22 protein-coding genes and 1 riboswitch are annotated in these 21,184 nt (G+C 51.4%); of the genes, 18 read left to right on the top strand and 4 right to left on the bottom strand.

The window, feature by feature from the left end:
* Nucleotides 1-231 precede the first annotated feature (231 nt).
* Nucleotides 232-735 carry a hypothetical protein gene (locus tag EJQ19_RS28605; protein ID WP_126144647.1) on the top strand — a complete coding sequence of 168 codons (504 nt, stop codon included), beginning with the start codon at nucleotides 232-234 and terminating at the stop codon, nucleotides 733-735.
* A gap of 232 nt (nucleotides 736-967) precedes the next feature.
* Here the strand turns inward: EJQ19_RS28605 and EJQ19_RS28600 are convergent, their stop codons facing one another.
* Together EJQ19_RS28600 and EJQ19_RS28595 are read right to left on the bottom strand one after the other, a co-directional pair.
* Nucleotides 968-2,110 carry a glycosyltransferase family 4 protein gene (locus tag EJQ19_RS28600; protein WP_126144646.1) on the bottom strand — a complete coding sequence of 381 codons (1,143 nt, stop codon included), beginning with the start codon at nucleotides 2,108-2,110 and terminating at the stop codon, nucleotides 968-970.
* Nucleotides 2,111-2,130: 20 nt separating this feature from the next.
* Nucleotides 2,131-4,071, bottom strand: a complete 1,941-nt coding sequence (locus EJQ19_RS28595) for a CotS family spore coat protein (protein ID WP_126144645.1) — start codon at nucleotides 4,069-4,071, stop codon at nucleotides 2,131-2,133.
* A gap of 284 nt (nucleotides 4,072-4,355) precedes the next feature.
* On the opposite strand from EJQ19_RS28595, the gene EJQ19_RS28590 reads away from it, so the two are divergent.
* From EJQ19_RS28590 to EJQ19_RS28570, 5 genes are all read left to right on the top strand, one after another.
* Nucleotides 4,356-4,964: a DUF2238 domain-containing protein gene (locus EJQ19_RS28590; protein ID WP_126144644.1), complete on the top strand. Its 609-nt coding sequence runs from the start codon at nucleotides 4,356-4,358 to the stop codon at nucleotides 4,962-4,964.
* A gap of 307 nt (nucleotides 4,965-5,271) precedes the next feature.
* Nucleotides 5,272-6,279, top strand: coding sequence for a phosphotransferase (locus EJQ19_RS28585; RefSeq protein ID WP_126144643.1), 1,008 nt, complete (start codon nucleotides 5,272-5,274; stop codon nucleotides 6,277-6,279).
* Nucleotides 6,280-6,496: 217 nt separating this feature from the next.
* Nucleotides 6,497-7,126 (top strand): class I SAM-dependent methyltransferase, encoded by a 630-nt coding sequence (locus tag EJQ19_RS28580; RefSeq protein WP_126144642.1) that lies wholly within the window; start codon nucleotides 6,497-6,499, stop codon nucleotides 7,124-7,126.
* Between the two features lie 164 nt (nucleotides 7,127-7,290).
* Nucleotides 7,291-8,247 (top strand): acetylxylan esterase, encoded by a 957-nt coding sequence (locus tag EJQ19_RS28575; protein WP_126144641.1) that lies wholly within the window; start codon nucleotides 7,291-7,293, stop codon nucleotides 8,245-8,247.
* Nucleotides 8,248-8,398: 151 nt separating this feature from the next.
* Nucleotides 8,399-8,980 carry a YdeI/OmpD-associated family protein gene (locus EJQ19_RS28570; protein ID WP_126144640.1) on the top strand — a complete coding sequence of 194 codons (582 nt, stop codon included), beginning with the start codon at nucleotides 8,399-8,401 and terminating at the stop codon, nucleotides 8,978-8,980.
* Between the two features lie 433 nt (nucleotides 8,981-9,413).
* On the opposite strand, the gene EJQ19_RS28565 is transcribed toward EJQ19_RS28570, so the two are convergent.
* The gene (locus EJQ19_RS28565) at nucleotides 9,414-10,331 is read right to left on the bottom strand and encodes a LysR family transcriptional regulator (protein WP_126144639.1); all 918 of its coding nucleotides are present in this window, start codon (nucleotides 10,329-10,331) and stop codon (nucleotides 9,414-9,416) included.
* Nucleotides 10,332-10,454: 123 nt separating this feature from the next.
* Between EJQ19_RS28565 and EJQ19_RS28560 the strand changes: the two genes are divergently transcribed.
* Genes EJQ19_RS28560 through EJQ19_RS28545 form a run of 4 tightly spaced genes read left to right on the top strand, consistent with a single transcriptional unit; the run spans nucleotide 10,455 to nucleotide 13,775 of the window.
* Nucleotides 10,455-11,735, top strand: coding sequence for an adenylosuccinate synthase (locus EJQ19_RS28560; protein ID WP_126144638.1), 1,281 nt, complete (start codon nucleotides 10,455-10,457; stop codon nucleotides 11,733-11,735).
* A gap of 18 nt (nucleotides 11,736-11,753) precedes the next feature.
* Nucleotides 11,754-12,221 (top strand): RidA family protein, encoded by a 468-nt coding sequence (locus EJQ19_RS28555; RefSeq protein ID WP_126144637.1) that lies wholly within the window; start codon nucleotides 11,754-11,756, stop codon nucleotides 12,219-12,221.
* 19 nt (nucleotides 12,222-12,240) lie between these two features.
* A complete protein-coding gene (locus tag EJQ19_RS28550) occupies nucleotides 12,241-12,933 on the top strand; it encodes a hypothetical protein (RefSeq protein ID WP_126144636.1) in 693 nt (230 codons plus the stop codon).
* 35 nt (nucleotides 12,934-12,968) lie between these two features.
* Entirely contained in the window at nucleotides 12,969-13,775 is an 807-nt protein-coding gene (locus tag EJQ19_RS28545) for an ABC transporter ATP-binding protein (RefSeq protein WP_126144635.1), read from the top strand.
* Here EJQ19_RS28545 and EJQ19_RS28540 read toward each other — a convergent pair.
* Nucleotides 13,755-13,973, bottom strand: coding sequence for a hypothetical protein (locus tag EJQ19_RS28540; protein WP_126144634.1), 219 nt, complete (start codon nucleotides 13,971-13,973; stop codon nucleotides 13,755-13,757). The two genes, EJQ19_RS28545 and EJQ19_RS28540, sit on opposite strands and share 21 nt — an antisense overlap.
* Nucleotides 13,974-14,205: 232 nt before the next feature.
* Between EJQ19_RS28540 and EJQ19_RS28535 the strand changes: the two genes are divergently transcribed.
* The 8 genes from EJQ19_RS28535 to EJQ19_RS28500 all read left to right on the top strand — a co-directional run bounded on the left by EJQ19_RS28535 (nucleotide 14,206) and on the right by EJQ19_RS28500 (nucleotide 21,018).
* Complete coding sequence (locus tag EJQ19_RS28535) at nucleotides 14,206-14,451, top strand: spore germination protein (RefSeq protein WP_126144633.1); 246 nt, start codon at nucleotides 14,206-14,208, stop codon at nucleotides 14,449-14,451.
* Between the two features lie 115 nt (nucleotides 14,452-14,566).
* A complete protein-coding gene (locus tag EJQ19_RS28530; RefSeq protein ID WP_126144632.1) occupies nucleotides 14,567-15,364 on the top strand; it encodes a DUF5683 domain-containing protein in 798 nt (265 codons plus the stop codon).
* Nucleotides 15,351-15,812, top strand: a complete 462-nt coding sequence (locus tag EJQ19_RS28525) for a hypothetical protein (RefSeq protein WP_126144631.1) — start codon at nucleotides 15,351-15,353, stop codon at nucleotides 15,810-15,812. The genes EJQ19_RS28530 and EJQ19_RS28525 overlap by 14 nt, the downstream gene beginning before the upstream one ends.
* A 170-nt stretch (nucleotides 15,813-15,982) precedes the next feature.
* Nucleotides 15,983-16,115, top strand: a riboswitch (cyclic di-AMP (ydaO/yuaA leader).
* 5 nt (nucleotides 16,116-16,120) lie between these two features.
* Entirely contained in the window at nucleotides 16,121-16,780 is a 660-nt protein-coding gene (locus EJQ19_RS28520) for a CAP domain-containing protein (protein WP_126144630.1), read from the top strand.
* A 162-nt stretch (nucleotides 16,781-16,942) separates the two neighbouring features.
* Nucleotides 16,943-18,448, top strand: coding sequence for a spore germination protein (locus tag EJQ19_RS28515; protein WP_241243122.1), 1,506 nt, complete (start codon nucleotides 16,943-16,945; stop codon nucleotides 18,446-18,448).
* Between the two features lie 14 nt (nucleotides 18,449-18,462).
* Nucleotides 18,463-19,644, top strand: a complete 1,182-nt coding sequence (locus EJQ19_RS28510; protein ID WP_126144629.1) for a Ger(x)C family spore germination protein — start codon at nucleotides 18,463-18,465, stop codon at nucleotides 19,642-19,644.
* A gap of 22 nt (nucleotides 19,645-19,666) precedes the next feature.
* Entirely contained in the window at nucleotides 19,667-19,873 is a 207-nt protein-coding gene (locus tag EJQ19_RS28505; RefSeq protein WP_126144628.1) for a hypothetical protein, read from the top strand.
* A gap of 41 nt (nucleotides 19,874-19,914) precedes the next feature.
* A complete protein-coding gene (locus tag EJQ19_RS28500; RefSeq protein WP_126144627.1) occupies nucleotides 19,915-21,018 on the top strand; it encodes a GerAB/ArcD/ProY family transporter in 1,104 nt (367 codons plus the stop codon).
* Nucleotides 21,019-21,184: the final 166 nt, after the last annotated feature.

The following is a 21,184-nucleotide window of genomic DNA, read 5'->3' as shown; positions in this document are numbered from 1 at the left end:
CGTAGACACTATTAATTTATGTTGAATAATTGTAAATGCTAGGGCGATTGCTGTGGGGCGAACAGCGGAGAAGCGGAGCGGAGTACGAGACACGACGTTTGGATGCGGGAGACGACGACATTCCGCACATGGACTCTATCAATCGCCTACGCAAATGAACTGGAAAAACATACTATACAAAGAAACCGGAGTGGTTCTTATACATTGTGAATGAAGAAGGGATTGGTTGCGTTGGCTCATGCGGACGAAGTGGAAAGAGTAGAAGAAGTTGAATTTGAAGAAATGGTTCGAATCTCGTCGAGGGAAGAGGAAAGTGACGACGAGGAAGAAGCAGAAGTGGAAGCAGAAGGCGACGACACAAGCAGTGAAAGTGACGACGAGGAAGCAGAAGTGGAAGCAGAAGGGGACGACACAAGCAGCGAGAGTGACGACGAGGAAGCCGAGCAGGCAGAAGGGGACGACACAAGCAGCGAGAGCGACGACGAGGAAGCCGAGCAGGCAGAAGGCGACAACACAAGCAGCGAGAGTGACGACGAGGAAGCCGAAGCAGCAGAAGGCGACGACACAAGCAGCGAAAGTGACGACGAGGAAGCCGAAGCAGCAGAAGGCGACGATACAAGCAGTGAGAGTGACGACGAGGAAGCCGAAGCAGCAGAAGGCAACGAAGTGGCTAGCGAGAGAGAAGACGAGGAAGCCGAAGAGGCCCCAGGTTCGGAGTCGGATGACGAAGTCTAGTCAGGGTTACCCATAAATTGCCAACGCGCCATTAACAGATGACAGAATAGGCGAAAGCCTGCACATGTGCAGCTTTTTCGTCCTATTTTTCATTTTAGGTGCTGGAAATTCCTACATAATCGCAGGTTTCTCCTGCCACACACGATTGTGTAGTTCCCTCCTCATGGAGGAGCAGTATACGCCAAACGACAAAAAGCCTATTGGATGTATCGTCCAATAGGCTTTTTCCAATTTACCGGCCTTCCCATACGGATAAAATGTCGGTAGCCACTCGAGGCCATGTAAAATGGCCCTCGGCCATCCGGCGCCCGTTCATGCCCATTTGCCTTGTTCTGCCCATGTCGGAAAGCAGGTAGTTCAGCTTCTCCGCATATTCGGCGGGATCTTCCGGATTGTTGATCAGCATTCCGTTATTATTCGCGATAATCTCGGGATTGCCTCCGCGCGCCGTTGTCAGGAACGGCAGTCCGGCTGCCATCGCCTCATAATGCACCCTGGCCAGAGGCTCCTGCCAGATGGACGTGCAGACGAACACGTCGCCGGCACAGAACCAGCGATGCACATCGTGCGCCTGGATGTAGCCTGTTGTGATGACAGGGAGCGGCGCTTGTTCGGCAAGCGCTTTGACATAAGCGATATAGTCGCTGATCGTATTGTCGTTGTACCAGGCGCCGCCGACGATGACGAGCGCGGCGTCGGAATGCTTGAGGTGTGACATGGCGCGGACGAGGACGTGCGGCCCCTTGTTGCGGGTGAGGCGGCCAACGAAGAGGATAATCTTCTTATTGCCAAGATTATGCTCGGCTCGCAGGCTTTCTCTTGCGCTGCGCGCCTGCTGTGATTCGAGCCACGGCGCAAAGCGGTCGATGTCGACGCCGGAGTAGATCGTTTTCAGCTTAGGCGCAGCTTGCGGATAGTAGTCGGTAATGGAGGTGCCGATATAATTACTGATCGTAATGATCCGTTCCGTTTGCTCGATCACTTCATTGCCTTCACCGGGGTGCAGCTTGAGCGGATGAAACATATCGTTGTGCATGCTTAATATAATGCGTGAGTTCGGGGCTACGCTGCGGACTGGCAGAACCAGCTTCGGCCGGTTGAAAATATGAATAATGTCGTAGTGTTCCAGCGCGGTAGCCAAGTAAGCGACGACGCCCTGCGCATAGACTTCGAGAAGCCCTTCGGAAAGCAAGCGCACGTAACGGATGCCGTCGACAACTTCCTCTTGCGGCAAATCAGGATCTGTTCGGCCCAATATGGTCAGACGGTGCGAGCGACTCAGCAAGGAAGCAACGCCGCAGATGTAAGTCTGAATCGCACCGCCGCGAATATTGGGGACAGGGAGCTTTTCCGTGCAAATCATTAAAATATTCACGAGGTAACAGCTTCCTTTCGTCAAGCAGTTCGCTTTTTCGTGGTGAACTTGCTCTTTTTAGTAGAAGGCAGCTTGCTTCGATATTTGAGCGGCGTGCCTTTTCTTGGCGCTTTGGACTTGAGGCTCTTTCTTTTCGGCTTCAAGATCGCTATCTTCCAAATGATGGTTTTTTTGGTGCGTCCTTTCATTCGCCGCTTTTGCAAGCGCCAGTGCACGAGCCGTCTCGGTTTTCTACGCCGTTTAAGCCGGCTTGTTTTGCGGGAGCTTGCGGATTTGCGTTTTTTCGGGACGGTCAATGTAAAACGGTGCGGAGGAGCAGCCGGCAGCGTCACGAGAGCCGGAGCGGCTGGAGGAGGCCCGGCAGTTGCACCTGTCCCTGCCCCTGTACCGACAGGTACAAGTTCTGGAGCTGCTTGAGGGAAGGTAACAGGTTCCTGGACGACATTGGATTTAGGCAGCTGTATATGCACGGGTTCCAATTCTCCTGCAGGTTCAAGCTCAGCTTCAACCGGCTCGCGCAGCGGCTTGGATTTCGGATCCGTCTGAGGCATACCAACAGGTTCTCGAACCAATACCGGTTCAGACGACTGTGCGGGTGTTGGCTCTTTTGCAGGCTTCAGCTCGGCTGCCGGTTCTCGCACGGGCATAGGCTTCGAATCTACCCCAGGTAAACCGACAGGATCCTGAGCGGCTATCGGTTCCAGCTCTACCGCAGCCGGTTCTTGCATCGGCACAGATTTCGGTGCTGTTGCACGCTCATCAGCCGGCAGTTTAAAGGAAGGCAGCGGCGTTACGAACTCGCGATTTGGCCGATCGAAGACCAGAGAAGGCATGTCGACCGTTGTGTAATCGCCGGGAAGGTAGCCGGCCATATCGTTTTCCAACTCGCGCAAGGCTTCCCATTTACTGGTTTCGGTGGCCATAATGCGATCCAGAATCGGTCCCAATTCCAGTTCCATGAAAGGTCCGGGATTGTAAACAATTTCCTTGACATGCTTATAAAATTCATTCGGAAACGCCATATCCAGCCACAAAATTTCGAACGTCTCGCGATCCATCGGGTTCGCTTTGTGGTACGCTTCGATCATGCCGCGAATCCAGGTTAAATCCCAGACGCCCATGTCATCCATCGTGGATGTCATGATTTTGCGAAGATCCCGGAAAGGCAGGTCGTACGAAACGCCATCGAGGTCGATGACCCAGATGCCGCCGGTTCCCATTTGTCCGTTGGACCAACCGTAATCCTGATGGGCAAGTCCCCAGTACGGCTCGCCTTTGGCCGTCATTATCGTGTAGGAAGACGCTTTGAAACGCGTATAAATGTCGTTGGCCTGCCGCTCGAACTCGTCGATGACGGACAAGAGCCGACCGCTGGATGCGGCACTTGGGTAAGCGAGGGCCAGATCGCGAAACCAGCCGATCTTCGCGATAATTTTCTCATAGTTCTTTCCCCAACCGTAAAGACGTGAAGATTTCTCCGCGCCGAACGGAGGGATGTAGCCCTTGGAATTCGCGTGAAACTCGCCGAGACCGTAACAAAGCTCTACAGCACCGGCTAAATCCACTTTGGATACCGGGGTCAACGGCTCGATCCATTCCGTGACGATCCACAGCTTACCGCCGGCTTCTACACAGTTATTGCCGTCTTTCGTCAAGATAAAGGCCGGTACCCGATACCCCTTCTCCGACAAATACGACTGCGCGCCGATGCTGAATAGACTGCGCTTCGGACTGCGATGCAAAACCTTGATGCTGCGATTGCCTTTGTCCGTACTGATTTTCCAAATGGCGCCGCCCTTGTCGGGTTTGGATGTAATAAGAACCATGTCATGAACCTTCATGTCATACTGTTCCATGACTTGCCGCGCCAAGGCTTCCAATTCAGGAGGAACATATTGTTCATGCACGACGTCCGGAGATAGCATGTGATCTATCCAAGGGACAATTTGATAATTTTCCACCACCATCACTCCATCACTAAATGGTTGCACTACGAACTACTTTTATCTCATAATAAAAAGACTTGGATGCCTAACGCTGGCGAGCCGCCTCTCTCGCTTCGCAGATAGGTTTCTATTTCTATGCATATGTCACTAAGTGATTCGTTGAAATGTACACGAGTGGAATTCTGTACGTTTGCGGGCAAGTTTCTTTCCGCAAGAACCGGGGAATGCCGGGGACGCATGTTCCGCAATTTCCCTGGATACATTAAGAAGTAAGCGACTTCATGCGTAGGCGGTGAAACATGGCACAGAAACCGGCAAGTCAAAAGTGGAATGATGTATTTGAGGGCGCAATGGCGCTTCTCGCGGTGGGGTGTGTGGTGTATTTCGGGATCAAAGGCAATGGGGCCAAAATTTTTGAGCCTGTCTTAATCCTCATCGTACTGGCTTCGATTAGACTGATTGTGCGATGGACGCGAACACCGCTGTTTGCCTCGCTTCGGTTTATTGTGCTGCTTTTTATTTTCGTCACGATGTTCTTGGCGAATGAATTCGGATTCTACGGCATTATTCCGCATCTGGATAAAATCGAGCATTTTTTCTCCGGTGTTATTCTGACCTTCATCGGCTTGTTGATTTATCGCAAAGCGACGCAGCACGAAGGGGAAGCTGCCCCTAGTGCGCGCATAGCCATTTGGCTGAGCTTGTTTTTCGCCGTGGCGATGGCGGGCGTGTGGGAAATTTTCGAGTACAGCATGGATGTCTTCTTCGGGACGAACAATCAGAACGGCAGCTTGCAGGACACGATGACTGACATTATCTGCGGAACAATCGGAGCCACGCTGGCAGCGCTGTATCTCGTCACGCGAGCGCGTAAGAAGCGTCTGCCGCTGATTCATACGGAGAACTGAGCGCATATTTTCGTCTTCCTTGCGTCATCTTATAGAGCATAGAGGCGTCAGCTCTGTGTGATGAAGGAGGAGAAAACGTGCAGCTGTTTCATCTCGGTTATATTATTTTTTTTAGCGTGCTGCTGGGCGCGACAATCGCGGGAGCGGGATGGTTGGTGTACCATAAAAGAAAACGAGGAGCGCGTTAAACGCTCGAGAAATGGCCGTTACTAGCGTAGCGGCTTTTTTTATTTTGGACGGCGATAAGGCACATTCATCCATGCTTTCTGGCAGCAAGAACATACACTAACAAGAGCGAATAACGACAATGGCGACGGATGTGGTGCAGATGGACGACGAGTTAAAGGCGCGGATAGAACAAATCTACGGTTTGACAATTGCGCGGACGGAAGTTTTGCATGATACGAGCCGCACCTTGGTAGTCAAGCTGGAGACGGAGCAGGGGACTTATTTGTTGAAAAGCATATATGTGAACGAAGCCCGGTTGCGCTTTATACTGGATTGCGAACAGTTTCTTCGGAGCAGTGGAATACAGATTCCGGCCATTCGGAAGACGCAAGGAGATCAGTTGTTTTTCTCGTGGAAATGGAAGCATTATGTGCTCCAGGAATGGATTTGTGCCGTGCCGTGGACGAAGTCGCCGGAAGACATGGCGGTATGGATGGCAGGCTTGATTGGACAGGTTCACTTTCGATCCAAAACGTATCTGCCTGAGGAGAAAGAATCGGACAATGGGCTTCTTTCCTGGGACAACGAGTATCAGGACGTCCAGTCATTCTTGGACAGATGGCGGGAAGCGGGAACAAGCGCGAAAAAGAAGAATCGCAAAGCCGTGCGCAAGCAGTTGGACGTCTTTCTCGCCGCTGCCCGAGAGGTGCAGGTACGTCTTGCGATCCGCCTCGGCGATCGTACATTGTCCGGAGCACTGCCGCCCGTGATCAGTCATAACGATTTTCATACGAAAAATGTATTAATCACTGCACAAGACGAAGCGTACTTGATCGATTGGGAGTTCGTGCGGTTGGATGGTCCGTCCAGGGACTTGAACCGTATTCTTCATTCGCTTATCAAAAAGACAGCTGAATGGGATGAGGCCGTCTTTGAACGAATCCGAGACGCGTACATGGCCGAACATCCACTCACCGAAGATGAGCTTCACTTCGTCTATCTTGATCTAGCTTTTCCGCATAATTTGTACCGGTATCTGTATTGGAAAAGATTTGACCGGATGCCCCTCGAACGCGTGCAGCGCATACTGGAGGCGGAAGCGGCGAAAACGGCGTATTTTTTGCAGGAGGCTAGCGTGCCATTGTGACGCCGTTGTTCCTTGCCAGCAAGCTCTTGACATTCAGGAGAGGCGGCAAGGTGCTGGTAGGTTCCGGGGGAGTCAGTCATTACAGCAAACCGCATACGGCGAAGGATTTGTGAGAGTTGTGCACGGACCGGGTACTTGACGTCAAAGGTTGCGCTATCCTCGCGGAGTCTTTATGATCAGGTTATAGCAGTTCATTTCCTGAAGCGAGGCGGCACCGATGGACACATTGAAGGGGTATTGGAACGACGTATACAGGGAAGTTGGCTTTCACCCGGACCGGGAGAGCTGGCTTGAGCGTTACATGGGCGAAATGTCCAGGCCTGAGGGCATCATTGTGGACTTGGGCTGCGGGCTCGGCAACAATGCCCTCTATTTGCTGGAGCATGGCTTACCGGTCGTCGCATGCGACGTGGCGGAGGAGGCGCTCAGGCAGCTTCAGGCGTACAGGCCGGATCTCGTAACCCGATGCTTTGATATGCGGAACGGACTGCCGTTTGACAGCGGTTCGGCAAAGGTTGTGATCGCCGATCTGAGCCTGCATTATTTTGACGAGCAGACGACGTTTGACATTCTTGCGGAGCTGCATCGGGTTCTGCAAGAAGGCGGGCTCCTGGTCGGCCGAGTGAACGCGCTTCAAGATATGCCCAATAAGCAAGGCATACAGGCGGCGGTGGAGCGGCATTTGTATGCGCATGAGGGCATTTATCGGCGATTCTTTGACCGAGAAGACATTGCGCATTTCTGGAACGAAGCAAAGTGGTCTTTGGAAGTTGTAGAAGAACGCGATCTCATTCGGTACGGGAGCCGCAAGGTGCTGTGGGAGTTCGCCGCAAGGAGGCGGCTATGAGGGTGCGCGACAGCACCAGCCGGGGGCTGGATGCCCAAGCCAAGTAACAACAAAGCTTGTGTCTCTATCGAGGCGCAGGCTATTTTTTCGTCCTTAGGAAGGAAAAGGTTGCCACATGTAGAAGTGGTAGATATTACAAAAAAGATAGGAGAACGAAGATTTCTATGAATGCGATTGCCAAACGTAAAAGTGAACTGCAGCGTTACGAAGCCCCTGTTTCTCTGGATGCCGAGACGGTTGATGCCTTTTGGAACGCCAAACTGGCGGAATCGCGCGAGGTGCCGCTGCAAGCCGTCAGAGTGCAGGAGCATTCGCTATTTCCTACGGTGCGAGTCGACAAGCTGATCTATGCGGGACACGACGGTACCCCGATTCATGGCTGGTTCCTGGTGCCGACGCATGCGGGCGAGTCCAAGCGCCCTTGCATCCTAACGTTCCCTGGCTACACAGGCGACAAAGGCTTGCCGGAGCGTTATGCGCAATGGCTCATGCTGGGCTATGCCGTGCTCGCGATCGATGCGCGCGGCCAAACCGGTGAGACCGGCAATTTGCTGCCGGATCTAACCGGCGCAGCGCCGGGCTGGGTCTCGACGAACATTATGGATAAGGATCGCTGCTATTATTTGGAGCTGGCGCTCGACGTCGTGCGCGCGGCGGAAATCGCGGCACAGCAGCCGGAAGTGGACACGAACCGTATCGCATCTATGGGATCCAGCCAAGGCGGCGGCATGGCTTTGCTGGCGGGGGCGCTTAGTCCCCATATTCGTGCGGTTGTAGCGAATATCCCGAATATGTGCCACATGGATTTTGGCGTTCTGAATTCGACAGGCTCCTTGACCGAAATTGCCCGTTACGTGAAACGATACCCCGATAAGCTGGAGGATGTTCTTGCGACGCTTGCCCATTTTGACATTGTGAATCTGGCTCATCGCATTACGGCGCCGGTTTTGATGGCTGTGAGTTGGAAGGATACGGTTTGTATGCCAGAGACAGTGTACGGTGCGTATAACCGATTATCTTGTTCTAAGCGGATCTATGACTATCCCTTTAACGGGCATGAAACCGGCGAGGAGCATCAGCGAAAAGTGATGCTGTTTGTGCAGGAGATTTTTGCGGAATAGCGGATTCCGCAAACGTGGACCGGATTGTTGTAGCAGATATAACAGCATGGCTATTATCAAATAACTAGCGAAGCGAAATCATGGCAACATAAGAAAAGATTCGTCAAATTCCCGCGGTGCATCTGGCACCGAGATTACAGGAGGAATCGTTGTGGCTTCAAAACCTGAATTACCCGTGCTGCATGTGGAACATCAAGCTGCTTGGGAGAACTGGCTGTCGCAGCAGCATGATACTTCGCCCGGCGTTCGGCTTCGAATCGCCAAGAAAGGCAGCGGTCTGTCGTCCGTGACCTACGAGGAGGCACTGGAAAGCGCGCTCTGCTACGGTTGGATTGACAGCCAGAAGGAAAAAGGGGACGAGCAGTCCTGGCTGCAGCGATTTACACCGCGCGGGCCAAAGAGCCTATGGTCTCTGGTGAACAAAGAAAAGGCGGAGCGCCTGATTGCCGAAGGCCGAATGAAGCCGTCCGGGCTTAGCGCGATTGAGACCGCCAAGCAGAACGGGCAATGGGACAAGGCCTATGCTTCGCAGAGCCGGGCGGCCGTGCCGGATGATTTTGCTGAGGCGCTGGCACGAAGCAGTAAGGCGAAGGCGTTTTTCGAGACGCTGGACAGCACCAATCGGTATGCGATGATTTTCCGCATTCAGCAGGTGAAGAAAGCCGAGACCCGGTCGAAGAAGATCGAGCAATACATCGAAATGCTGGAAAAAGGCGAGAAGATTTATTCTTGATTCGCTGATGGATCAAGCCTGCAGTTGATGCTGCAGGCTTAGTTCGTATTTGTTGGATGGAGCTCATTCGTGGATCGTGCGTCTGTCGAGCAAGATTTGACAGATTCCTGCATTTAAGCAGGTTTTTGCCGCAAAAATGGCATTTTTCATAACATGCCTGCGAAAAAGCAGGCTTTCGGACAGTTTAGTTCCAAAAGAGGGCTCTCACCGAGAAAAGCCTGCCGAATTGCAGGTATTTTATAGAATCCGCTGAGGAGCATGGGAAAAGCCTGCCGAATTGCAGGTATTTTATAGAATCCGCTGAGGAGCATGGGAAAAGCCTGCGGATTTGCAGGTTTTTCGTCGCACCAGAAAGTAGGTATGCGAAGCAGCCCCTGTGATCCGTAAGGCTACCATTTTGAAAATCAGCCCCTATAAGCAATGGAAATATGGGCTAGCTAAGCGATTCATAGGGCGCAACAAGCGCCGACGCGTCCAGCAGCAGCTTGTAAAACTGCTTCGCCGCCGCCGACAGTGGCGTGCTTTTTAATCTGGCAATTCCGACCTTGCGCGGCGGCAGCGGGGGGGAGAGCTGGATTTCATGCAAGCGGCCCTGCGCAAGATCGGCGTGGATAAATTCCTTGACGACACACGCGATGCCCAGACCGCTTTGCGCAAATTCCGCAAGCAGATCCATGCTGCCCAGCTCGATTTCGGGCTTGATTTTAACCCCGAGCTTGGCCGCGTGCGCATCCAGATAAGCCCGGGTCTGGCTGCCTTTCTCCAGCAGAATGAGCGGATATGCCGCAAGCTGCTCCATTGTCAATTCGCCGCCGGTTACATGCAGATAGCGGTCGCCCGCAACAAAGCAATCCTGCAAGGATACGCTTTCTACAATGTCGACGGCTGAGTCTGTGAAAGGCAAATGGATGAGGCCGATGTCGATCTTGCCTTCTTTTAGCATGGTGACGGTGTCTGCCGTTGTTCGGTTGAAAATCTGGAGCTTGATTTGCGGGTACGCTGCGTGAAACGCTTGGAGCTTGGGCAAAAGGATATGCTTGCACAGCGTATCGCCGGCCCCGATTTTCACCTCGCCGTGGGTGAGTTGATGCATTTCGCTAATTTTCCGTTCACCGTTTAAAATAAAATGATAGGCTTGCTCAATATAGGTGAACAAGGTTTCGCCTTCCGTGGTGAGCGTCACGCCTTTGGACGTGCGAACGAATAACGGGCCGCCCAGCTTCGCTTCCAATTGCTTAATGGCGTGAGTGACGGCCGGCTGCGTAATATACAGCTCCTCTGCGGCTCTCGACAGACTGCCGGTGCGGGCAGTGAAATAGAAAGCCTGGTATAAATCCATGTTATGTACCATGAAATATCCTCCTTGCTATTAGTATTATTAATATCAGGGATTACTATTATTCATTATTTTAATTTCACTATACCCTCTATACTTTGAAATGGAAAGTGAATTTCAAAACAGGAGGATCAAGACATGACAGTTACAGCGGTAGTCGGCGCGAATTGGGGAGACGAGGGGAAAGGGAAGATTACGGATCTGTTTGCACGGCAAGTTGATTATGTGGTCAGGTTTCAAGGCGGAAGCAATGCAGGGCATACGATTATCAACGATTATGGCAAAATCGCCCTGCATATGCTTCCGTCCGGTGTCTGCCATCCTCAGGTGACAAATGTGATCGGGCCAGGCGTGGCGCTCAACTTGAGCAAGCTTCGTCAAGAGCTGGAGACGCTGGCGGCGAAAGGCATTCCCACGCCCCGGCTGCGCATTTCCGATCGGGCGCAGGTGGTGCTGCCGTATCACATTGCGCTGGATGAGTTAGAAGAAGAGCGGCTCGGCGAGAAAAAGTTCGGTTCAACCAAACAGGGCATCGCGCCATTCTATGCGGACAAATATGCGAAGCTGGGCATTCAGGTCGCGGATTTGTTTCATGAGACAAGACTCAGAGAAAAAATAGAGAGAGCGCTTCAAATCAAGAATGTGCTGTTCACCCAACTCTATCATCATCCTGGCTTCACGGTCGATGAAGTGATGGAACAACTGCAGCGTGATACTGACTGGTTGAAGCCTTATGTCTGCGATACGACAGAGCTGCTGCACACCGCTCTGGCCCGTGGAGAGCGGATCTTGGCCGAAGGGCAGCTGGGGGCGCTGCGGGACCCTGACCACGGGATCTACCCGTACACGACGTCGTCCTCTACATTGGCCGGTTTTGCCGCCGTCGGTGCTTCACTGCCGCCGCATGAGATTAAGCGGATCGTTGCCGTAACGAAGGCTTACTCCAGCTGTGTGGGCGACGGCGCTTTTGTGACGGAGCTGTCGGGAGACGAGGCGGAGGCGCTGCGTGCGCGAGGCGGCGATGCCGGCGAATACGGGGTATTGACGGGGCGGCCCAGACGCGTCGGGTGGTTCGATAGCGTCGCTACGAAATACGGCTGTCGGCTTCAAGGGGCAACAGAAGTTGCCTTGACGAACCTGGATGTACTGGGCTATCTGCCGGAAATCCCGGTCTGTACGGCGTATCGTCTCGAAAGCGGTCAAGTGACGGCGTTCCCAAGCCCGCAGCAGTTGTATACAGCAGCGCCAATCTATGAAACGCTCCCTGGTTGGGGATGCGATATTTCCGCGATACGGACCTTTGCGGAGCTGCCACCGCAAGCACAGGCGTATGTGCTCCGTCTGGAGGCGCTCATCGAAGTGCCGATTCGCTGGATCTCGGTTGGTCCCGAGCGAAATCAGATCATAGAACGGCCTTAATACGAAGGAGGGGTCTCCATGCAGGAATCCACCATTTCTGAACGTTTGGTTGAGCTAGGTATTATACTTCCCGAAGTGAGCAAGCCGGCGGCACGTTATGCGAATGCGGTAGAGGTGAACAATGGACTGTTATTCGTGTCGGGAAAAGGGCCTTACGGATCGCCGAAGGGGAAGCTGGGCGATACGTATACGACGGCTGAAGGTTATGCGTTTGCCCGGCTTACCGGACTCGAAATTCTCGCTGTCTTGCAGGCCGAGCTTGGCTCCTTGGATTTGGTAAAGCGGGTAGTGAAGCTGCAGGGCTTTGTGAATGCAACCGCCGACTTTGAGGAGCATCATCTTGTGTTGAACGGCTGCTCGGAGCTGATGCTGGATGTTTTCGGAGACAAAGGCGTGCACGCGCGCTCCGTCTTTGGCGCGGTATCGCTGCGAGGCAACTTGCCGGTTATCGTGGATTCGATTTTTGAGCTGAAGAAAGAGGCATAACTAAAAAAGGAGCTTTGCCATGAAAACCACAATCGCTTGCCTGCACGCCCATCATTCAAATATTGCCTACATCGAGCAGGCCGCCGCTTCGGCGGACGTCGAACTGGTTCATTACGTCGATCCCGGGCTGATGCGTCAAATCGGCTCCGATCCGAGCTTCGGCGAGGAGCAGGCGAAAGTGAAAGTCGCCGAGCAGATCCGGTGGATGCTGCAGATGAACCCGAATAAATTGCTGATCACCTGTACGAATTACATTGCGCTGCTGGATGAGAAGCGGCTTGATACGCAGGTGCCGATTCTGAAAATCGATGAGCCGTTTTTTGAGGAAATCCTCGCACATAACGGGCAGCAACTGCTGCTGTTCACGAATCCCGCGACGGTAGAAGGGACGATGGCAAGGCTTCACCGATACGCCGCACAGCAGGGAGTGGCAGTTGGGGGCGTGGAATCAGCCGTTATCGCCAATACGTTCGAGCTCATCATGCAAGGGAAGCAGGCAGCGTACACCCGTGAAGTCGCAGACTATATCGTGCGCTTACAAGCGAACAATCCTGACCTCAAGTTGTCCGTCGCTCAGCTCTCCATGGTGGAGGCAGCCGAGCACGCCCGGCGTCAGAGCGGAGCAGCCATTGGCAATCCATTAACGCCGTTAACGAAATACTTGGTTGAAGGGCCCGCAACTTCCCCGCGAGATGGTACAATGGAGAGATAGGTTATCCAATTTATCATTTGAAAGTAGGGATTATCTTGATTATCGACGTGAAGGACGTAACGTGGCTTCGTGAACAGCAGCCCATCTTGAAGGGGGTGAACTGGCAGGTGCAGCCTGGCGAGCATTGGTGTATCGTCGGTCTGAACGGTTCGGGGAAAACGACGCTGCTCAATATGATTAACGGCTATATTTGGCCGACTTCCGGTGAAATTTCCGTTCTTGGTCAAAAATTCGGCGAATTCGACTTGCGCGAGTTGCGCAAATCGATCGGCTGGGTGAGCTCGTCGCTGCAGCAGCGTCTGCATGGCAGCGAGACGGCTTTGAACACGGTGCTGAGCGGCAAATTTGCAACCATCGGCTTGTACGATAAAGCAGATGAAGCGGATGTCGCTAAGGCGCATGAGCTGCTGCAACTGCTCGGCTGCAGCAAGCTGGCTGGCCGCAGGTACGACACGTTCTCGCAGGGCGAACGGCAGCGGGTGCTGATCGCACGTGCCTTAATGGCGTCGCCTGCGCTGCTGATTCTCGACGAGCCCTGCACAGGCCTCGATGTATTCGCAAGAGAGATGCTCCTCACCATGGTGGAGCGGATCGCGCTTCAGCCGGATGCGCCGACCCTGCTCTTTGTAACGCATCATATTGAAGAAATTATGCCAGTCTTCCGCCAGACGCTGCTTGTCAAAGGCGGCGAAGTGTTCCGCGCCGGCCTTACGCAAGAGGTGCTGAACGCGGAGCTGTTGTCCGACTTTTTCGGCGCACAAGTGGAGGTCGAGCAGCGAGGCGATCGGAGCTGGCTGAGGCCGATCGGCCGCCTGGCGGATTTACAGCTCGACTTGGAATAGCGTGCCGTCATCTCGATAATAGATGGAGATTGTATCCGATTTTGTGCTGAGCTGAATCGAACTTTTGGTGAATTTTTCAATTATTCCGCGCTCCACTTCGCAATATACACCTACTGCATCTGTTTGCCAGACAGATACCGTAGATTGCGATAGGGCGGCTGTAAAAAGATCTGCGTCGGATTCGAGCAGTTTGCGCATTGCGTCTTCCTCACCTTTCCTGCAGTTACGCCATGATGTCACCCTCGTACCCTGAGTATATGCGATTGGAAACGGGAATGTACAGGACAAGAAAACAGAATCATATCGAAGTGTGCCAAGCCCTTGTTTTCAAAAAGCAAGGGCTTTCGTTTTGTTGCACAAATGGGCGAAGCTACGAATAAGGTAAAAGGATACCAGTCATGGAGAGTTCTCCAGAGAGGATTTGAAGTAAATGCCAACTTCTATTGTTTTTAATATGATCAATGTCAACAGTCAACATAGGAATGCGACAGTTGGAATTGGAGAGAACGCGCAATCCAGTTGGGATTCCCATAGTAAAAATAACTTTGGTACCGGAGAGTTTATTGGAGGTCCCTCCTTTCAAGTTAACGTCATTAATGTACTGAATGATAATGATTTTATTGATTCTCCGATCTATGATGAGGATTTTAAACCTGCCCTGACCAATCAAGTTTAAGTGGCCAATCTGATTGAATTGTCGAACCATCCGTTTAAAGATCGCTTCAAAATGGGTATATTTGTAAATAGACCTTGTGTGACTAGACAGAGAAGAGAAGGGGGGATGATCGAACTTGGATTCGTTATATACACACCGCCCACGCAGAACGCAGGCCATCATCTCGACCGACGGCATCAGCATGCTTCGCTGGCAAAATCCGATCATCATTGCCTGGTGGTCCGTCACGTTCCCGGGCTTCGGTCATTTTTTACTGCACCAGTTTGTACGCGGTTTTTTACTGTCGGCCTGGGAAGTTGTCATAAACACGCTCGCACATATCAATCAGGCGATCTATTATTCATTCAGCGGAAGACCGTATTTGGCGGCGCAAGTCCTTGAGACGAAGTGGGTTCTCGCTTATGCGATCGTGTATTTATTTGCCATATGGGACAGTTATGTTAAAGCGGTCGCGGCCAACAAGCAATACCATTTGGCAAAGCTGGAAGGAGCGAGAATCGTACCATTTATGATTAAGCCGCTGACCATTGAACAAATCGGGTTTAAAAGACCTGGTGCTGCCATGTTCTGTTCTTTGGTCTTCCCAGGATTGGGTCAAGTTTACAATAATCGACTTGCTTTAGGATTTTACGGGGTATTCTGGTGGTTCGTGTATTTAACACTGTCGCATTCGCATGAAGCTCTAATACACCTGATGTTGGGACATGTCAAGGAAGCGACGGCGATGCTTGATCCGCAGTGGCTGCTGTTTATGCCATCGGTGATTTTCGGTGCCATGTATGATGCCTATATGACGGCTCACGACCATAACACACTGTTTTGCACCGAACAAAAGCAGTATTTTACGGAGCGGTATCCCCCTTTTTCCATGGATCTGTTTGAGAAGGAGACACCCACGCATGCTCATCATTAGCACGTTTGAACATTCGGTAGAGGTGGAAGAAGCGCTGGCTGTGCTCGAGAAAACGGGGCTCCCGCGCCACCAGATCATGACTGTCATGATGGATAATCACGATGAACGGTTCGATAAAAACGCGAAGTGGCACCCCTCACAAAAGACACTCGCATTCGAGTCCGGCATGGCTGGCGCGACAGGTTTGTCGGTCATCGGCATCTGTTGCGGCTTTGTGTTGCCCTTGGGGCCGATTTATGTCGGTATTTTTTCCGCTCTGTGCGGGTTTGTTCTCGGGTATACCATCACGCGGGTCGTGCAGTCTTCCTATTTCCATAAGGTGATTCGCAAAAAAGAGCGGCTCCCGGAGCTAGCGGTAATTATCCAGTGTCCGGAAGGGCGCTTTCACGATGTGCAGCGCGTGCTGTGGGAATACCGGGCCCTGTCTGTCGGCACATTAAAGCAATAAGTGTAAAAAGCTTGAGCAATCAAGCTTATTTTTATACGTGCTTGCCGGCCAAAAGTCACACAATTCCGATAATTTTGATAGCGCTTTCAATTCTCTGTGGAAAATTTTGTGTCATGTTCTTCTCGTTCAGGCATGATACAATCTGGAAGATCCCTGGGGATCGAAACAGACAACTTAGAAGGCCGAAGCTTTTCATGAAGCACGGGGGACCCATGATCCGGGGTGAAGCCGCGCAAGCGGCCGGGTGATTGCTCTTTGACCCGAATCCGACAGCTAACCTCGCAGGCCGCAAAAAGGAGATGGATGCAATGAAGCGTTACAAAAAACTTATGGTGACTGGCGCGCTCGGCCTATCCATGTTAGTGGGCTCCACGGCTGCGTTTGCAGCTAGCGGGACGTATACGGTTGCCAAGAATGACACCATGTGGACAATTTCGCAGAAAAATGGTGTGAGTCTGGCTTCCCTGATTAAAGCAAATCCGCAGGTAGCCAATCCGAATGTGATCTGGTCGGGCATGAAGCTGAACATTCCGGGAGTATCGACCGGAGGCAGTACAACGCCTTCTACGCCAACGGCTTCTGCGCCAAGTTCCTCGCAATCGGTCTTTGCGGCACAGGTTGTGACCTTGGTCAATCAAGAGCGTGCGAAGGCCGGACTAAGCGCATTGACGGTAAATAGCGCGCTTAGTACATTGGCGCTGGACAAAGCGAAAGACATGTACAACAACGGTTACTTCGATCATACTTCGCCGACCTATGGGTCGCCATTTGATATGATGACCCAATACGGCATTCGTTACACGTATGCCGGCGAAAATATCGCTAAAGGCCAGCAGACGCCGGAAGCCGTGATGACGGCCTGGATGAACAGCGCGGGGCACCGTCAAAATATTTTGAGCCCTAATTACACACAAATCGGCGTTGCTTATTATAACGGCGAGTGGGTGCAGGAGTTTATTCACAATTAATGAATGTTGAAGTAGCAATAGCACATGTAGAACCCGGCAGCCTCCAATGGTTGTCGGGTTTTTCGTTATCGACAGTCGATTTGCTGTGAGTTCATGGTCGTTTATCCTTACCGGCAAATGGTCATAATGGGGAGGGAAGGATTGGAAGGAGGGCCTAGTTCAATGAACGACAACAAGATGCCGATTTCCCCCATTATTGATATAAATCTTGAACGCATTCAGATGGACTTGGGTCGAAGTGACGATGTTGTCATTCGTGAGATTCGAGACGTCAATACGCTGGATGCTGCAGCTGCGATCGTCTATATGGACGGACTTTCCGATGCGAAAATCATTAATACCTATATATTCGATGTGCTGAATCACGCGTTGGCACATATCCCAGCGACGCCAAGCAGTACGGAAGATAGTTCGATTGAAAGGATTGCCAAAGATCTGCTTACGGGTATCGGTCCCGTATATGCATGTACTCACTTTTCAGACATATACCGGTTTCTTCTTAGCGGAGAAGCCATCTTGCTGTTTCGTGGAAGTCATCACGCCTACCGTGCCTGTATCCGTGAATGGAAGAGCCGCGATGTTATGGAATCAAATAACCAGACTGCTATTCGCGGACCGAGAGAGAGCTTCACTGAAACACTGCGCATCAATACGGCACTGATTCGTCGCAAGATCAAAGATCCCAATCTATGGTTCGAAACGATCACAATCGGAGATACAACGAAAACGGATATCACTATCGTTCATGTGAACGGGCTTGCCAAGCCCTCCGTCCTTGAGAATGTACGCATCAAGTTGGCGTCAATTGAAATTGACGGTGTGCTGGATAGCGGATACATTGAGGAATTGATCGAAGATGCGCCTCATTCCCTGTTCCCAACTGTATACAATTCCGATTTGCCGGATGTGGTGGCAGCTCAACTATTGGAAGGTAAGGTTGGCATTCTGGTTGACGGCACGCCAAATATGCTGCTCGTTCCGACGCAGCTTGTTACCTTTTTCCAGTCCCCTGAAGACTATTATCAACGTGCATTTTACAGCAGCCTATTACGCATCTTGCGGTTTGCCAGCGTGTTTATTTCCTTGCTGCTGCCGGCGTCCTATATCGCGATTACGACGTTTCATCGGGATATGCTGCCAACTTCGCTGCTTATCGGGCTTGCTGCCCAGAGAGAAGGGGTTCCCTTTCCTGCATTTGTCGAAGCGCTCGTCATGGAAGTGACATTTGAAATCTTGCGGGAAGCGGGGCTTCGTATGCCTAAAGCGATCGGCCAAGCCGTCTCTGTCGTCGGAACCCTCGTCATCGGACAAGCGGCTGTCGACGCTGGCATCGTGTCCGCCGCCATGGTCATCGTTGTTGCGGTTACAGCAATTTCCACCTTTACGCTGCCTTCTTACAGTTTGTCTATCCCCATCCGAATTCTGCGTTTCGCTTTTATGGGGGTTGGCGCCAGCTTTGGGTTATTTGGCATTGTGATGGGCTTGCTGGTTCTATTGCTGCATGTATGCTCGCTGCGTTCGTTCGGGGAACCGTACATGTCACCTTTCTCACCGTATAAAAGAACAGAATTTGAAGATGCGTTATTTCGGCTGCCCAGATGGCTTACCTACAAAAGGCCAGATACTTCATTGTCTGCGGGCCGCGCCCGCCTTCGTAAACGATCATAAGGAGAACTGACAACATGAAATACAAACTTATGATGATCACGCTATGTATGCTGTTGCTTACGGGTTGTTGGAGTAGGAGGGAGCTGAACCAGCTTCTGATTGCCCTCGGCATTGGCATTGATTGGGTTGACGGCGAGTATCTCGTTTCGTTCCAGGTCGTGAATCCAAGTGAAATTTCGGAGAAGCGAAGCAGCAGCTACAGACCGCCGAGCACACTCTATCAAGCCCGCGGAAGAACCATTTTCGAGGCTGCGAGATCTCTTACTGCAGAAGCTCCGCGCAAAATCTACATGGGGCATTTGCAAATGTATGTAATCGGCGAATCGCTGGCACGCAGAGATATTCGCGATTTTATCGATTCCGCATTTCGTGATAATGAAACACGCATGGACTTTAATATCGTCGTTGCCCGAGGAACTTCGGCAGAAAATATACTTAAACTGTATACGCCGCTTGAAAAATTGCCCACGTATAATATGCAGCAGTCGTTGAAAACGTCCCAGCAAAATTGGGCGCCAACCATCGCCATCACGCTTGATGAACTGTTGAAAATGATGTCCGGGACAGGTTATGAACCGGCCATCACCGGTATTCGAATTGTCGGAGAATCGAAAATCGGGCAATACAGAGAAAATATAGATCCGTTTCAACCGCCGAGCAGATTTCGTTATTCGGGCATTGCAGCTTTTAAGGAAGGTAAACTGATTGCTTGGTTGAACGAGGAAGAGAGCAAAGGCTATACCGATCTGACGAATCATTTGGACAGTACCTCGATTTCTGTGCCCTGTGGGAAACAACAATTTGTGGGGATTGAGGTGACTTCATCCACATCAAAATTGAAAACGGCGATTGTAGACGGCAATCCCCAGGTGACGATCTCTATTCGTGCGGAAGCGAATGTCGTGGATCGGGCTTGCAGAGATGTGGATTTAACGCTGCCGGATACGATTCTTAAGCTCCAGGATGAAGGGAAAGAAATCATTCAAGCAAATGTAGAATCGGCAGTCAAACGGGTCAAAGCGCTACGAACCGACATCGTAGGTTTTGGCAGCATGTTTGCGAAGGAACACCCCGATTACTGGAAAACGGTAAAAACGGATTGGAATGACACTTGGTTCCCGCAAGTACAAGTCCGTTACGATATTTCGTTGTTTTTGCGAAATACAGGCACAACCAGCAATACTACTCTACAATGATTTAGAAAGGGGGGTGTGCGAGTTGGCGGGTTTTATATCCGTACTTGCGTTAGCTGCAGGCGCCTATTGGCTGGAAGCCCCGCGGATGCTCAGGAATAAGCAGATGAAAGAATTTGTGGTCTTCATGACGCTCCTGTTGACGGCCACGGCGCTTGATTGTGCGATGTCGTTGAAGGTCAAATTGCCGAATCCGTTCGAGCTCATGGATGCGATCATGCATTGGAAATAGGAAGGTACGATTGTTCGGATCGATGGAATAGAGGGGTGTCTATGGTCAACCAAGATAACGCAATAATCTCCAGGCGTCAGTTTATGATTCTCATCGTCTTGGGTGTAGTCGGCGATAGTATCCTTATTCTGCCTACCTCGATTGTAAAATTCTCGAAGCAGGATGCCTGGATATCCATGGGAATCGCTCTCATTCTCGGCATGGCCGCGGGAGGCTTGTTTAGCTTTTTCGCGAAAATACTGCGACATCGAAGTTTGTTTCTGGAGCTAAGGGAAGGGCTTGGCAGGTGGCTTGGGGGCTTATTCATGCTGGCATTTTTAGCGAACTTTTTTCTCTGCTGCGTGACGTTACTAAGTGAGCTGGGTCAATTCATGTCTTTACAACTGATGCCGGAAACTCCCATGAAAGCGATTTTCATTGTATTCCTGTTCGTTATCATCATTGCTTACCGCTACGGAATCGAAGCTTTTGCTCGCGTGGGTGAAGTCTTGTTTCCTGTATTTCTGATCCTTTTTATTAACCTGGTCATTTTGCTGATACCCAAAATGGAATGGAACAATTTGCGACCGATCGCCGATACGGACGTACTCGGAATCAGTAACGGTGTCTTACCTGCTTTTACTGCCGGATTTCTGGAAATGGTCGTCCTGCTAATGCTCGTTCAGCATGTGAAGAGCAGCAAAGGACTCAGCAAGCCGATTATGGCTGGCTTTGCCGCAGGCGGATTGATTCTGTTTATCGTCGTATTCCTTTGCGTCCTGGTGCTTGGGCCGAATTTAATGGAGACGAAAAATTATCCAACCTTCGTCCTAGCTCAAAAAATTAAGATCGGTAATTTTCTGGAACGCGTTGAGGCCATTATCGCCATTTTATGGTTTATAACCGTTTTTTATAAGTCACTCCTGCTATTTTTCAGTTTCAATACCGGGCTAGCCCAACTGTTAAAATTACAAGACAGCCGTATGCTAACCATCCCGGTCGGCATGCTGCTACTGGTGGCAACCGTTGCGGGAACTCCCAGTACGACGACGTATAGTTATTATTTAAGCAAAGACTATGTATGGTTCGATGTGATTATGTGCCTGTTGGTGCCGTCTCTTGCCCTTCTGCTGTTATATGCGGCTAAGAAATGGCGTACACGTTAATTTTGCCCTTGCCGTTTCTTCGGGCTTCGCTCGATCTGTACACTTAGAACGACAAGCGCCAGGAGTCCCAGCCCAATAAAAAAGGGGTATCCATAGCCGATCAGCCGGCCCGCTTCCATTGCCACGATCATGATAAGCGTCGGCAGCAAGGGCTCGCCATAGGCTT

Source organism: Paenibacillus whitsoniae (assembly GCF_003955665.1).
Classification (GTDB): Bacteria; Bacillota; Bacilli; order Paenibacillales; family NBRC-103111; genus Paenibacillus_E; species Paenibacillus_E whitsoniae.
Note: the sequence above shows the minus strand (reverse complement) of the source record. Positions and strands in the feature narration are given on the sequence as shown.

Bases quoted from the DNA above. Each gene is read 5' to 3' on its own strand.
- EJQ19_RS28590 (WP_126144644.1), top strand. From the start codon at position 4,356: ATGGCACAGAAACCGGCAAGTCAAAAGTGGAATGATGTATTTGAGGGC.
- EJQ19_RS28585 (WP_126144643.1), top strand. From the start codon at position 5,272: ATGGCGACGGATGTGGTGCAGATGGACGACGAGTTAAAGGCGCGGATA.
- EJQ19_RS28580 (WP_126144642.1), top strand. From the start codon at position 6,497: ATGGACACATTGAAGGGGTATTGGAACGACGTATACAGGGAAGTTGGC.
- EJQ19_RS28575 (WP_126144641.1), top strand. From the start codon at position 7,291: ATGAATGCGATTGCCAAACGTAAAAGTGAACTGCAGCGTTACGAAGCC.
- EJQ19_RS28565 (WP_126144639.1), bottom strand. From the start codon at position 10,331: ATGGTACATAACATGGATTTATACCAGGCTTTCTATTTCACTGCCCGC.
- EJQ19_RS28560 (WP_126144638.1), top strand. From the start codon at position 10,455: ATGACAGTTACAGCGGTAGTCGGCGCGAATTGGGGAGACGAGGGGAAA.
- EJQ19_RS28555 (WP_126144637.1), top strand. From the start codon at position 11,754: ATGCAGGAATCCACCATTTCTGAACGTTTGGTTGAGCTAGGTATTATA.
- EJQ19_RS28550 (WP_126144636.1), top strand. From the start codon at position 12,241: ATGAAAACCACAATCGCTTGCCTGCACGCCCATCATTCAAATATTGCC.
- EJQ19_RS28540 (WP_126144634.1), bottom strand. From the start codon at position 13,973: ATGCGCAAACTGCTCGAATCCGACGCAGATCTTTTTACAGCCGCCCTA.
- EJQ19_RS28535 (WP_126144633.1), top strand. From the start codon at position 14,206: ATGCCAACTTCTATTGTTTTTAATATGATCAATGTCAACAGTCAACAT.
- EJQ19_RS28525 (WP_126144631.1), top strand. From the start codon at position 15,351: ATGCTCATCATTAGCACGTTTGAACATTCGGTAGAGGTGGAAGAAGCG.
- EJQ19_RS28520 (WP_126144630.1), top strand. From the start codon at position 16,121: ATGAAGCGTTACAAAAAACTTATGGTGACTGGCGCGCTCGGCCTATCC.
- EJQ19_RS28515 (WP_241243122.1), top strand. From the start codon at position 16,943: ATGAACGACAACAAGATGCCGATTTCCCCCATTATTGATATAAATCTT.
- EJQ19_RS28510 (WP_126144629.1), top strand. From the start codon at position 18,463: ATGAAATACAAACTTATGATGATCACGCTATGTATGCTGTTGCTTACG.
- EJQ19_RS28500 (WP_126144627.1), top strand. From the start codon at position 19,915: ATGGTCAACCAAGATAACGCAATAATCTCCAGGCGTCAGTTTATGATT.